9 protein-coding genes are annotated in these 12,458 nt (G+C 68.1%); 2 read left to right on the forward strand and 7 right to left on the reverse strand.

What is annotated here, in order from left to right:
* Positions 1-353: 353 nt before the first annotated feature.
* The 5 genes from I596_RS05795 to I596_RS05805 all read right to left on the reverse strand — a co-directional run bounded on the left by I596_RS05795 (position 354) and on the right by I596_RS05805 (position 5,556).
* Entirely contained in the window at positions 354-629 is a 276-nt protein-coding gene (locus I596_RS05795) for an RAQPRD family integrative conjugative element protein (RefSeq protein ID WP_067645400.1), read from the reverse strand.
* A gap of 277 nt (positions 630-906) precedes the next feature.
* The gene (locus I596_RS05800; protein WP_223303925.1) at positions 907-1,413 is read right to left on the reverse strand and encodes a hypothetical protein; all 507 of its coding nucleotides are present in this window, start codon (positions 1,411-1,413) and stop codon (positions 907-909) included.
* A 298-nt stretch (positions 1,414-1,711) separates the two neighbouring features.
* A complete protein-coding gene (locus I596_RS18430) occupies positions 1,712-2,188 on the reverse strand; it encodes a hypothetical protein (protein ID WP_150132038.1) in 477 nt (158 codons plus the stop codon).
* 864 nt (positions 2,189-3,052) lie between these two features.
* Positions 3,053-3,388: a hypothetical protein gene (locus I596_RS18435; protein WP_150132039.1), complete on the reverse strand. Its 336-nt coding sequence runs from the start codon at positions 3,386-3,388 to the stop codon at positions 3,053-3,055.
* Positions 3,389-4,002: 614 nt separating this feature from the next.
* Positions 4,003-5,556 carry a hypothetical protein gene (locus tag I596_RS05805; protein ID WP_150132040.1) on the reverse strand — a complete coding sequence of 518 codons (1,554 nt, stop codon included), beginning with the start codon at positions 5,554-5,556 and terminating at the stop codon, positions 4,003-4,005.
* Positions 5,557-6,470: 914 nt separating this feature from the next.
* Here I596_RS05805 and I596_RS05810 point away from each other — a divergent pair.
* A complete protein-coding gene (locus I596_RS05810; RefSeq protein WP_067645406.1) occupies positions 6,471-7,670 on the forward strand; it encodes a hypothetical protein in 1,200 nt (399 codons plus the stop codon).
* A gap of 217 nt (positions 7,671-7,887) precedes the next feature.
* A complete protein-coding gene (locus tag I596_RS05815) occupies positions 7,888-10,563 on the forward strand; it encodes a hypothetical protein (RefSeq protein WP_190278998.1) in 2,676 nt (891 codons plus the stop codon).
* Positions 10,564-10,642: 79 nt separating this feature from the next.
* Here the strand turns inward: I596_RS05815 and I596_RS05820 are convergent, their stop codons facing one another.
* Complete coding sequence (locus tag I596_RS05820; protein WP_067645411.1) at positions 10,643-11,056, reverse strand: hypothetical protein; 414 nt, start codon at positions 11,054-11,056, stop codon at positions 10,643-10,645.
* Positions 11,057-11,259: 203 nt separating this feature from the next.
* Complete coding sequence (locus tag I596_RS05825; RefSeq protein WP_067645413.1) at positions 11,260-12,456, reverse strand: BaiN/RdsA family NAD(P)/FAD-dependent oxidoreductase; 1,197 nt, start codon at positions 12,454-12,456, stop codon at positions 11,260-11,262.
* Positions 12,457-12,458: the final 2 nt, after the last annotated feature.

Below are 12,458 nucleotides of genomic sequence, written 5' to 3' on the forward strand. Positions count from 1 at the left end.
GGCTCTTGGCTTTTTCGCCCTAAAGCAAGCCGAGCATCGCAGGGCGAGGAGGCCGCAGAGGCGCCCCGTGTTTGAGCGAAGCGAGCTGGGGTGCCGGGCTTGTAGGTGGCTACGAAACCCGGGGCGATTCATACGCCATCGGCGAGTTCGCCAAAACGCTGGCCGCACGCGGCTTCGTGCCGAGCATGAGCCTAATGGGTAACTGCTGGGAGCGCGCAGCCTGCCCTCGGGGCATAGCGCGGCGGTCGAGAGTTTCTTCGCCACGCTCAAGAACGAGGAAGCCACCGGTGTATACGCCACCAAGGCGACTGCTCATGCTGCCATCGCCCGCTACATCCACGGCTTCTACAAGCCTAGTCGCGAATGCCGGCGCGCAGATGGTCCGGATCGGCGGCCAAGCGGGCATAGTCGAGGTGGTAGCGGCCGCGCTGCTCCCGTGGCCGCGTGGCCTCCTGGGCGACCAGATGCTCGATGACGTCCATCTGCCGTAGCGCGGCGGCGAGGCGCGCCTTCTCTGACGCGGTGTCGCCGGCCTGGGCGCGGACCGGCGAGCCCAGCCCAAGCGTCAAGACCAGGATTGCGCCGAGGACACAGTGCCAGTTCGTAGCAGAGTGGTGGGAGAGCAACATCGACCAGTCCACGATTCGCGAGGAAGGACGACATGCTCGTGATGGACGCGCGGCAACGCCGCAAAGAATACGGAATGGACCGCGACCGGATTTGCCCGACAGCGAAACCTACTTCATTGGCAGCCGTGAGCGTCCCCGCAACCCCGCGAGGATTGACTGCTCCAGTCCAGTCGGCTGCATATGGATGGCTCTATGAATCGCAGCATGAGGCTCCTGCCCACCAATGGCGGTCTCTCTCTGTGCGAACATCGATGGGATGACGACGTGGTGTTCTGCCTCAACGCTGCTCGCTGCTGTACTCCTCAAAACTGGAAAATGAGCGATGCCCCTTGGCCGAGTTCGACTTGGCGATGCGGGTCCTGGCAATGCGCCGTTGGAGATAGGTGCAAAGCGCACCGAAATTCTCCATCGCGACGAGCTTCCAGGGTGCTTTAAAGTTGGTTTCGATGTTCTTCGAAATCGCGCCGTAGCTGAACTTGGTCCCGCGCGTCTTGTCTGCGCCGGCAAACTCGTTGTAGCGCCTAATCAGATGCTGGACATATCTACTCGCCGACTGATCCGCCCCAATCGTCCCCGGCGGCGCGTTGATCTTAATAGTCGTTTTCGTTGTCTTCAGATTGACTGTCTGTGCAAGGATCGCCCCTGGGCTATCGATCGCGACATTGCCCAGGTTGTGGTGGACCTCGATCATTTTCAGATCGTTGAGAAGCTTTCTTGCGCAAAACATGTCGGCTGCCTGCTCGATGCGGCCCGCCATTTTCTCGTGAGTCGCCTTGATCTTCATCAGGGCCTCGACCGGGTACGCATTCGGGTCGGAATCCACCACGTTGTGATGGCGTCGACAGAGGAGGACGAGGTTATCGAAGCCGTTCCGATCTTCTTCGGTCTGCGTCCTGTCGAATCGCGGACCTCCGGTCGCTCTTGCCTTGATATGGCAGATTTCACCTGTGATAGTTCCGACGCTCTCCACGATGGGCAGAGAACAGCCCGGGAATGCGCACACGTTCCCGGACATCGCAAAGAGTCTCTTGATCGTCCTATCATTTGGACCTGACACGCCACCTCCTTCGGTTTCGAGTGAACTACATACATCCACGTTTGCAGCCGAGCCAGGACGGCCTCGCCTGAATGAACTGTTCGGCCTCGCTCCCGCCTGCGATGGCCCATCCGATGCTTGGGTCGTTGCCGGCTGTTCGTGAGCACTTGTAGCGCACCAACTCCTTGCCTGGCACGCTTGTGTTGTCGATTAGCTGGCGTCCATCTTGGGAGAGTGTGAAATTTGCGGTCGAAAGCCATGTCTCACCCTCACCAGACAGCTCAGCGATCAGTGCAATCTCGATCTCCCCGTGAATCACGACAGCTTTGATTGGCCCCTCGCTCTCCCAATACGCGATGTGGCCAGGAGCGATACGAAGAATCATATCGTCTGCGTTAGAGCCGCAAGAGTCAGGGCTGCCAGCCCACTGCCCAATGAAACGATCTGGCACGGTGGCTATGCCGCTACCCGCAAGAGGTGAAAGTGGCAGTAGCAACGTGGCTATGAAAAGGGAAGTCTTCATTCCTCTTCCTGGTGGCCCAGCGCCTGAATCAAGCTGCGCCGCGAACCGACGTCGGTTCGAATTAATTGGTGGATCGCTGCGGATGAGCCATTACACGGCAGCCTTAGGATAAACGCGGCGCTTGCGCCGCAATGGGCGGGGGGTCCCTCGAATACCTCCAGCGCGGCCAAGCAAATGGCTTTGTCTATAGCGATATTGCCTGAGAGAGGTCGGCCGGCCCGAGCGCTAATTTGCGCATGTGTGTCTGGAGACATGGAAAGTAGCAGCTCAGCCGCCTCTGGCTCTCCGAATGCAATCAACTCTGGCGCAAGGTCTTTTGCATTGAAGGACACGCCGTTGATACCTCTATCCAGCAATTCAAGGAGATTTGTCATAGCGGCCTAACGCTTGAGGTAAGTCGATGCCGCGAAGCGGCATCGACCGGAATGAAGGGTTAGGGGGCGGTCTAGTCAACGCACAAGCCGCCCACGACGACCCCATTTTCCACATGATCGTGGCAGCCGAACATAGCGGCCGTGTCCATCTGACAAGCGCCAGTGGCCGCTTGGCCGATGGAGGTGCCTTCTGGCGCAAAGCATGCACCGGAGCACTCGGAATTGGAGTGACACGCCCTGCCACCATCAGGCAGCGGAGTGATACACGACGGAGTGCCGAACATGCCCACCTGCCGAATGGTGCCGCCCTTACTGCGGCATTCCGCAGGATCGATCTTGGAGAGCGGCTCCGCGCGCGAGCGTGCCAGCGAGCGCTCCATTTGGCTATCGCGGGCTGTCTCGCAACCAGTGAGGCAGGCCAGAAGAATTGCAATTGCAGCGATCTTCCTCATGCCCCTAGCGCCTGAACTACGTCGGACCGCCAAGCGGGTCAGGCTTCATCGGGATCGGGCTCGCTAGGAACACGTTTCCATGGGCCACCAATCGAATCGCGCCAAGCCTGCCAGCCAACCGGAAGATCGGCCACCTCAGCAACGGTCTTGTCGCGCTGATAAGCGCAACCAAGGCAGACGATAAGAGCATCCGTACTGTCATTGGTGGTCGCGCACAGAAATTGCCAATCGCCATCCTGGTCGTGACTGACCAGCAAGATCGGGTATCCGTCACGAACCACGCGAGTGGTTGTGAACGCCGCCGTGCTGATCTGATCCGGAAACGGCCATTCCGCTTGTGGGAACGAATGCGGGTGCTCTTCGACGGTTTCCATGAGGCTCAACTACTTGATCGTCGGATCCCCGGGGGGGCCAGCTACGCGACTTGTCCACAGCCCGCTGGGGGCTATCTTCTTGATGCGGCTCGATCTTAGGGCTGCTGGGTCCGGCTAACAAGCCGACCTCATGAGTATCCTCGCATCGTTCGGCTCGAGGCGCGCGACCAACTCGGCGCTGGCTGGTGCAGGTAGCCTCGGCTACGGCATTCGCAGCAGGCCTGCCGTCGCCAGTGCGTTGTCTTCGTCGGGTCGGAACGGGTCATCAACCCGCGGTCAGGTTCCTGCGGGATGCCCTCGACAGTCTGAAATCCAAGTTTTGACCGCGCACCAGGATCGAAGCGGAATTGAAGGGGGCATAGCCCCCTTCTTGCAGCGCTGTCCGGTCTCTTGGCCGCGCTCACATGGGTGAAGACAGATTCTGCGGAAAAGTCAGGTCCCGCTTCGCAATGTGAAGGCGACGTGAACAGCGAGAGTAACAGCAACGGCAGCGACGAAAGCGACAGCTGATTGAGTGCCGCGAATGGGTGAAGAACCAAAAGAAAACGGGGAGCGGCAATGCCGCTCCCCGTCGATCAGCGTGGCCGGCCGGAAGGTCCGGCCGGCGGGCAGGATCAGCGCCGGAAGATCGCCCAGGCGGCGCCGAACAGGCCGAGCGCCAGCAGCAGCAGGCTGCCGAGGCCGAGGGTCGGAACCGGCTGGGCGACCTGCGGGCCGGGGCCGGCGGCCAGCACGATGAAGCCGTTCGGCAGGCTCGCGGTCTGGTTGCCGGCGGCGTTGGTGCCGCTGACGGTGCGCGGACCCGGCACCGCGTCGGCGGCGATGGTCAGCGTGACGGTGGCGGTGGTCGCATTGGTCACGGCGAGGTTGGAGACGGCGATGCCGTCACCGAAGGCCACGGCCATGCCGGCGGCGAAGCCGGTGCCCTGCAGCGTGACCTGCATCGTCGTGCCGACATAGCCGCTCGGCGGAACGACGCGCGTGAGCGCGAACGGATCGGTCGGCGGGCCGCCGCCGGTGACCTCGAAGCCGCCGACCAGCGTGGCGTTGAGCGTGCCGGCCGCGTTGACGCCGGTGACGTTGCGCAGGCCGACCGGCGCGTCGGCGGCGATCGTCAGCGTGGCGGTGGCGGTGTCGGCGTCGACGACGACCAGGTCGGCCACCGAGACGCCGGTACCGAACGCAACCGTCATGCCGGTGGCGAAGCCGATGCCCTGGATCGTCACCGGCACGGTGGCGCCCTGCGCGCCGGAGCGCGGCGTGACGCTGGTGATGTCGAACTGGGCGATCGACGGGATTTCGCCGAACGAGGTCGCCGCCAGGATCGTCACGCTGGCGCCGGCGGCGAGCGTGCGGTTCCACTGCAGCGCAGCGCCGTTGTCCATGCAGTTGGCGGGGCCCAGCGCGCCGTCGAGGTCGCCGGTACCGATCTGCGACCAGACGTTGCTGTAGCCGTTGCCGGTGTAGCTGTCGGCCGGCGTCTGCGGGATGTAGAGGATGTAGTAGCTGGCCGGCGTACCGCAGTCGCTGCCGCCCGGGCTGCCCGAGGCGGCTTCGCGGTACGGGATGCCGCTGTCGCTGGCGGCCAGGTAGATGTCGCCGCCGAGGTAGATCTTCGCTTCCTGCGGCGCGGCGCTGGTGTTGGTCAGCGTGAAGCGCTTGGTGAAGAAGTTCTTGCCGTTGACGTAGCGCACTTCCTGGCGGCTCTGAAGGCCGGTGGCGCCGAGGGTGGCATTGACGGCGACCACGAACGGATCGGCTTCGGTGCCGGTGCCGGTCACCGGGCTGATCGACTGCGCGGCGTACGGCGTGACCGTGCCGAGGTTGGAGGTGGCCGTGGTGCCGTGGTTGCTGAAATCAGGCGTGTAGAGCGCGCCGCCGGTACGCACCATCCAGCCCATGTCGGCCAGGTCGGTGGTCTGCGACGGGTAGATCTGGCCGGAGCCGGGCACCTGGTCGTTGACGATCTGGAACGACTGGTCGCCGCCGACGAGCACCGTCAGCGGGCTGCCGGTGATGGTGGTGATGGCCGGTGCGGCACCGCCTTGCGGGGCGATGTAGCCGGCCTTGGAGGCCAGGGCCGGCATGGCCATGGCGGCGATCAGGACCGGGACGGCCAGGGCCAGGCGCTGGCGCCAGTTCGGACGGGGGGTGCTTCTTGCAGTCACGTTACATCCTCAGGTTGCAGGAAAAGGGTGGAGCCGGCACGCGTGCGGAGTGGGCCCGGACGCGCGCGCAGGAGCGCCTCGGCACGAGGCCGATGCAGGGACCGGGCAGGGGCCCGGGACCGTTCGGGGTTGCGCCGGCGGTCAGCCGGTCGACGTGCGGTGCCGCTCCCGCCGATACGCCGGCATGCCGGCGCCAACGACGGCAGGGGCGTCGGGCAGGCCGGAACGCGGGGCGTTCGACGGAAGTGGATCGGAAGGCATGGTCGGGTTCATACGAGCGAGCATTGATGGATCGAAGGGGCAGTGCGGCGCGAACGCCGGCGCGGACGCCACTATCGACGGTGCCGGGCGGATCTGCATTCCCCGGCGGTTCGGGAACGGTTCGCCGTCGATGTGTGTCGCGCCGATGATGCAGGCGCCGCGGATTCTAGGCGGCGGCGTTTTGTTTTCCCATCCCTTGAGGCGCTTTGAGGACCGAAAGCACATCGCCGTGGACAAACCGTGGACAAATCGCCGTGCGGAACGATGAACGCGGCGGATGCAGGTCGTGTCGATGCGCCGGGTTTGTCCGGATGCGGACAGCTGCGCGGGAGCCGGATCGCCATCGTCGGGTGACGGGGGCGCAGTGCCGGAGTTGGCGCTGCCCGCGCTGCCGGTACCGGTCTTGCGGTAACGGCACGGTAACGCGACGGGGCCGGCGCTCCCGCGTCGGCGGCGGCCGGTCCCGAGAGGGCACGGCGCGGCGGGAAGGCGCGCCATCGGCATGCCATTGCCAAGACAATCGCGCACCTGGAGCGGTTTTGCGCGGTGTTTGTAGCGCGATGCGAATGCGTGGCGCGGCCGCTCCCGGCCATCGTCGGAGCCTTGCCGGTCCTGCTCTGGACCGGGGCCGCCACCCGAGGGGAAACACCGCCATGCCCAACGTCCCGTCCCGCCCGCACCGATCCGTCCGCCGGCCCTCCCTGTCGCCGCTGCTGTACCTGCTGGCGGCGTTCGCGAGCCTGCCGGCCGCGGCCGAGGCGCCGATGACCCTGCGCGAGCTGCCCTACGGCAGCCTCGTGGCACCGCAGCCCAACCGCGTCACCAGTGACGGCACCGTCTACGGAGCCGACATGGGCACCGGCAACACGCTGCGCTGGCTGCCCGGCGGCGAGGCCGAGGACCTCGGCGGCGGGCCGACCTTCAACGTCATCAACATCCATCCGGTGGTCAGTCCGGACGGCGGCATGGTCATCGCCAACTACATGCGCCAGGACGGCGACCTCTTCGTCTCCAACCCGCGCATGTACGAAGGCATCTTCGGCTGGGCGATCCTGCCCGGCATGACCCAGATCTCCTCGCTGGCGATGGGCGTCAGCGCCGACGGCAGCCAGGTCGCCGGCTACGGCGGCGATCCGGACCTGGCGTTCCTGCCGTGGCAGTGGAATGCCGATACCGGCCAGCAGATGCTGCCGATTCCCACGGACATGGATTCCGGCGAAGCCTGGGGCGTCAGCAACGACGGCCGGGTGGCCGCCGGTTTCGTCTCGCGCATGGCGACCGACGAATGGGGCTGGCCGATGCGCCTGAGCTTCGGCGCCCGCTGGGTCGAGGGGAAGATCGAGCTGCTGCAGGATGCCGATGGCCATCCGCTCGGCCAGGTCGTCGCCTGCAGCATCGATTGCCGCATGCTGATCGGCGGCGGCTACGGCGGCGAGCCGACGTCGCACGCCAACCGTGGCCGCGCCTGGTACTGGACCGAGGCCGAAGGCGCGGTCTACCTGGACACCTCCGCGCTGCCCGCGGGCGCGATGGCCCCGTACTACGCCATGGCGATCAGCGCGGACGGCTCGGTGATCGTCGGCACCTACACGATCGAGACCCCGACGCCGTTCGGCATCGTGCGCGCCAACCGCCCGTTCCGCTGGACACGCGGCGGCGGGGCCGAATGCCTGATCGAGCGCATCGTGGCGGACGGCCATGCCTTCGGCGGCGACGGCTGGGACCTGGTCGCCAACTCCGTCAGCACGGACGGCAGCCATGTGCTGCTGAACGGCATGGATGCCGAGTACGTGCTGCACGGCGCCTTGCTGACGTTCGACCGCGACGGCCTGTTCGCCGACGGCTTCGACTGATTTCGCCGGCCGCCGTCCCGTTGCGGGGCGGCGGTCCGGACGGCTCGCCGGCGCGGCGAGCGAGCCTGGCGCGGCGGAATGGGCTGCATGGCAGACGCCGCCGCGATTCCCGGACAGGGCCGTTCGCGGCCCGTGATCGCATCGGCGGCGAGGATGCGATGATCCCCGGCGTGGCCCGGCACCGTATGTGCGGATGGAACCCCTACGGAGCCTCACCATGCGTCTTTCGTCCCTCGTGCTGGCCGCCTGCTGCGTGTCGGCGTCCGCCGTCGCCGCCGACGGCGGGCTCGATGCCGCGTTCGGCGATGCCGGTCGCCGTTCGTTCGGCTTTCTCGAATCCGACCAGGTACATCTGCGCGCGTTCGCGCGCAGCCCGCAGGGTCGCCTGTGGCTGTTCGGCGACGCGCCGGACGATCCGGCCGCACTGTTCATCGGGCGCATGGGCCTGGACGGCCAGCCCGACGGCGGCTTCGGCCCCGGCAACGACGGCCGCCGCCGCACGACGCTGCCGAGCGGACTGGTCCCGCAGACCGAGGCCTTGGCACTCGACGGCGCAGTCGTGCAGGCGGACGGGAAGCCGATCGTCTTCGGCGGCCTGCGCGCGGTGCCCGGTGAAACCGGGGCGTACCCGGCGATCGTCTGCCGCCTCACGGCGGCAGGCACGTTCGACGGCAGCTTCGACGGCGACGGCTGCCGGACGCTGCGTGCCCAGATCGCCGACGATGAGGTCTGCCGCGTCACCGATGCCGCGTTCGGCGCGAACGGCACCCTCGTCGCGGTCGGCAACTGCACGGCGCACGACCAGCCGGAGCGCCCGTTCGTCGCGCGCCTCACGGCCGATGGCGCGCCGGATGCGGGCTTCGGTGGCGGTACCGGCCTGGTGCTCGCGCCGGCGCCGCTGCCGAGCATCGCGGGCCAGCACTACGAGGCACTCGTCGTGCGGCCGGACCAGCGCATCGCCGTGCTCGGCCAGTTCCTGATGTTCAGCAACAACGTCCTCGACCTGGAGCTGGGCCTGGTTCAGTTCGATGCCGCGGGCGGGCTCGACGCGGCGTTCAACGGCAACGGCTTCCGCGCGTTCGCGTTCGACCTCGGCGCCGACAACGCCGACCATGCGCGCGATCTGGTGCTGCGTCCGGACGGGCGGCTGCTGGCGCTGGGGGACGCCACCCTGGCCGATCCGCCGATGACGGTCGCGCTGCTCGCCGGCGTCCTGCCCGACGGAACGCCGGATGGCGCCGTCGGTACCGGCGGCCGGCGCGTCGAGGATTTCGACGCCATCCTCGGCACGAATGCCGCGCTGGCCTCGCTCGAACTGGACGAGCGCGGCCGTTCGCTGCTCGCCGCGCGGGAGGTCACCGGCCAGCCTGGCGCCATCACCGACACCGGCACCGATTTCTGGATCGGCTTCCCGCGGACGGCCGATACCGAACCGGAACAGCAGTTCGTCAAGCTGATGATCAGCAGCGACCTGGCGACCACCGGCACGATCACCAACGCCGCGCTCGGCATCGCCATCCCGTTCGCGACCGTGGCCGATGCCACCACCGAGATCACGCTGCCGATCGCGCTGCAGAACCCGGCGGACGACGACCTGCCGCTGCCGCTGGCGGTCCACGTCGTCGCACAGGCGCCGGTCAGCATCGTGGCGATGAACGGCCGCCGCTACTCGCTCGACAGCTTCGTCGCGACGCCGACCGACCGCCTGGGCCGGGAGTACCGGCTGATGGCCTGGGCCGGCGGCCTCGGTCCCGGCAGCCAGCTGGTGATCACCGCCGTGGAGAACGCGACCACGGTCTGGATCACGCCTGCGGTCGCCGTCGCCGGCCACGCCGCGGGCGTTCCGTATGCGGTCACGTTGCAGCGCGGCCAGACCTACTACCTGTGGGCCGGTGGCGGGATGACCGGACTGGACCTGACCGGAACGCGCATCGTCGGCGACAAGCCGGTCGCGGTGCTCGGCGGCCACACCTGCGCGCAGGTGCCCCTCGGCGTGGACTTCTGCGACCTCGTCACCGAGCAGCAGCAGCCGGTCACCTCCTGGGGCACGACCTTCGTCTTCACGCCCAGCCCGTTGCTGCCGGCCGGCGAGCACCTGCGCGTGCTGGCTCATGAAGGCGACACGCGCGTCTGGCTCGACGGCGTGGCGGTGGCGACACTGGACGCCGGCGCGACCTACGACGTGCTGCGCAACGCACCGGCGGTGGTCACCACCAGCCGGCCGGCGGCGGCGGCGAAACTGGCGCCCGGCTGCGCGGTCCACGGCCTGCCGGAGTGCTACGGCGATCCGAACATGGTGCTGCTGCCGGCCACGCGGCAATGGTCGGCGCGCCAGCACGTGGTGGTGCCGGCACCGCTGTTCGGCTTCGCGACCGACCAGCGCATCACCCTCGTGGTGCCGGCCACCCGCGCCGACCAGGTGTTCTTCGACGACGTGCTGCTGTCGCCGGGCCTGTTCACGCCGATCGGCGACGGCAGCTACGCGGTCGCCACGCTGACCCGCGCGCCTCGCAGCTATACGGTCTCGGCGCCGGAGCCGGTCATGGTCGCCGTGGACGGCTACGCCGCCGGGCAGGGGCACGCCCATGCCGGCGCGGGAGCACCGTTCCTGGAGGTGGGCACCTTGACCGGCAGCGCCGACGACGCGCTGCTGCGCCTCACCGCGGGGCTGGCGCGCGATCGCTGCTTCGGCCAGAACGGCCGCGTGACGATCGACCATACCGGCCACGTCGGCGGCGCGACACCGAGCATCGACGCCGTGGTGCGCGCCTTCGCCGACGGTGGCGGCGTCCTGGTCGGCAGCGCGGTGCGCAACAGCCAGACCGCGGACCAGCGCATGTTGGCCTACCGGCTGGTCACCGAGGCGCTGTTCTGCGACGACTTCGAGGAGTAGCCGGATGCGCTCCGGGCGCCTGTTGCGGATCGGCGTCGCCGACGAGCAGCGGGCGCCGCGGCACCGGCGATGCAACCGATCACCGGCAGGCCGAGTCCTGCCCGGGCTGCAGCGTCACCGCGAACGCGCCATCGACCGCCGCGCCGGCGCGGCGTGCGGTCAGCGTCAGCGTGGCGCCCAGGGCGCCGTCGCCCGTTGCCGCAAGCACGGGGCCCAGGTCGAGGCGTTCGGCCGTGCCGGCCGGACGCGAGACGTCCAGGCGCAGCCGGTAGGTCGCGCAGTCGACGAGGGCAATGTGCAGCGTCACCACGTGCCCGTTCAGCGCAATCGCGTGTGTCACGGCTTCGGAAAGCCGCGCGGTCCCGCGCGAGACCTGTACACCCTGCGCATCGTCGAAGCGGATGTCGTAGTTCACCCGGAAGCCATCCGCAGCGTGCGCCGTGGTACCGGCGCAGGCGAGAACGCCCAGCACCCCGCCCAGCAACCGCTTCATGCTGGTGCTAGGCATCGATGGGCGAGGTGGCATCGGGCGGCATCGGCAGGGGGCGGGTGGTCGGTGCCAGTCTAGCGTCGGACGGGCGGGAAGGGCCGGGCCTTCGACGCATCGCGCAGGCGGAGTCGTGGAGGCGCGCCGGCCGCCGTCGAAGATGCGCCGGGCGCCGGTTGCACGCCGATGGCCGGCTCGGCGGCCGGCGGTCATGCGGCGCGGGCGGCCAGTGCCAGTCCCGCCGCGTGGCCCGAGGCCCAGGCCCACTGGAAGTTGTAGCCGCCCAGCCAGCCGGTCACGTCGACGACCTCGCCGATGAAATAGAGGCCTTCCACGCGCCGGGACATCATCGTGCTCGACGAGAGCTGGTCGGTATCGACGCCGCCGAGCGTGACCTCCGCCGTGCGGTAGCCCTCGCTGCCGCTGGCGATCAGCGGCCAGGCCTGCAGCAGCGCTGCCACCGGGCGCAGCTCGGCGTCGGGGTACTGCCGCAGCGGGCGGCTCGGCAGCCAGATTTCGCACAGGCGCTGGGCGAAGCGGCGCGGCATCACCTCGCCCAGCACGGTCTTGAGTTCTGCCGCCGGCCGCTCGCGCTGCTGGGCCTGCAGCCAGGCCAGGACGTCGCGGCCGGGCAGCAGGTCCAGGCGCAGGTCGTCGCCCGGCTGCCAATACGAGGAGATCTGCAGGATCGCCGGGCCGCTGACGCCGCGGTGGGTGACCAGCAACTGGTTGCTGAAGCGGGCGCCGTTGCAGCGGGCCTCGACCGGCAGCGCCACGCCTGCCAGGTCCTGCAGGCGCTCGTGGTGCTTTCCGCTGAGCGTCAGCGGCACCAGGCCGGCGCGGGTCGGCAGGACCTCGTGGCCGAACTGGCGTGCCAGCGTATAGCCGAAACCCGAGGCGCCCATGCTGGGGATCGACAGGCCGCCGGTCGCCACCACCAGCGCCGGTGCGGCGCAGGGCCCCTGGGCGGTGTGCAGGCGGAAATGGTCGCCGTGGTGCCGCACCTCCTCGATAGGGCAGCCGGTTTCCACACGCACGCCGGCCGCCTCGCACTCGTCCAGCAGCATGCGCACGATCTGCTTGGAGGAGTCGTCGCAGAACAGCTGGCCCAGTTCCTTCTCGTGCCAGGCGATGCGGTGGCGGTCGACCAGGTCGATGAAATCCTGCGGCGCATAGCGGGCCAGTGCCGACTTGCAGTAGTGCGGATTGGCCGACAGGTAGTTGGCCGGCGTGGTGCCGGTATTGGTGAAATTGCAGCGGCCGCCGCCCGACATCAGGATCTTCTTGCCGACCTTGTTGGCGTGGTCGAGCAGCAGCACGCGGCGGCCGTGCCGGCCGGCGGTGATCGCGCACATCAGTCCGGCGGCGCCGGCACCGATGACGATGGCATCCCACGGCCCCTGCATCG

The sequence above is a fragment of the Dokdonella koreensis DS-123 genome, assembly GCF_001632775.1.
GTDB classification, from domain to species: domain Bacteria; phylum Pseudomonadota; class Gammaproteobacteria; order Xanthomonadales; family Rhodanobacteraceae; genus Dokdonella; species Dokdonella koreensis.

Excerpts from the sequence above, each read along its gene's own strand:
- I596_RS05795 (WP_067645400.1), bottom strand. The coding sequence starts at position 629 with ATGTTGCTCTCCCACCACTCTGCTACGAACTGGCACTGTGTCCTCGGC.
- I596_RS05800 (WP_223303925.1), bottom strand. The coding sequence starts at position 1,413 with ATGAAGATCAAGGCGACTCACGAGAAAATGGCGGGCCGCATCGAGCAG.
- I596_RS18430 (WP_150132038.1), bottom strand. The coding sequence starts at position 2,188 with ATGAAGACTTCCCTTTTCATAGCCACGTTGCTACTGCCACTTTCACCT.
- I596_RS18435 (WP_150132039.1), bottom strand. The coding sequence starts at position 3,388 with ATGGAAACCGTCGAAGAGCACCCGCATTCGTTCCCACAAGCGGAATGG.
- I596_RS05810 (WP_067645406.1), top strand. The coding sequence starts at position 6,471 with ATGCCCAACGTCCCGTCCCGCCCGCACCGATCCGTCCGCCGGCCCTCC.
- I596_RS05815 (WP_190278998.1), top strand. The coding sequence starts at position 7,888 with ATGCGTCTTTCGTCCCTCGTGCTGGCCGCCTGCTGCGTGTCGGCGTCC.
- I596_RS05820 (WP_067645411.1), bottom strand. The coding sequence starts at position 11,056 with ATGAAGCGGTTGCTGGGCGGGGTGCTGGGCGTTCTCGCCTGCGCCGGT.
- I596_RS05825 (WP_067645413.1), bottom strand. The coding sequence starts at position 12,456 with ATGCAGGGGCCGTGGGATGCCATCGTCATCGGTGCCGGCGCCGCCGGA.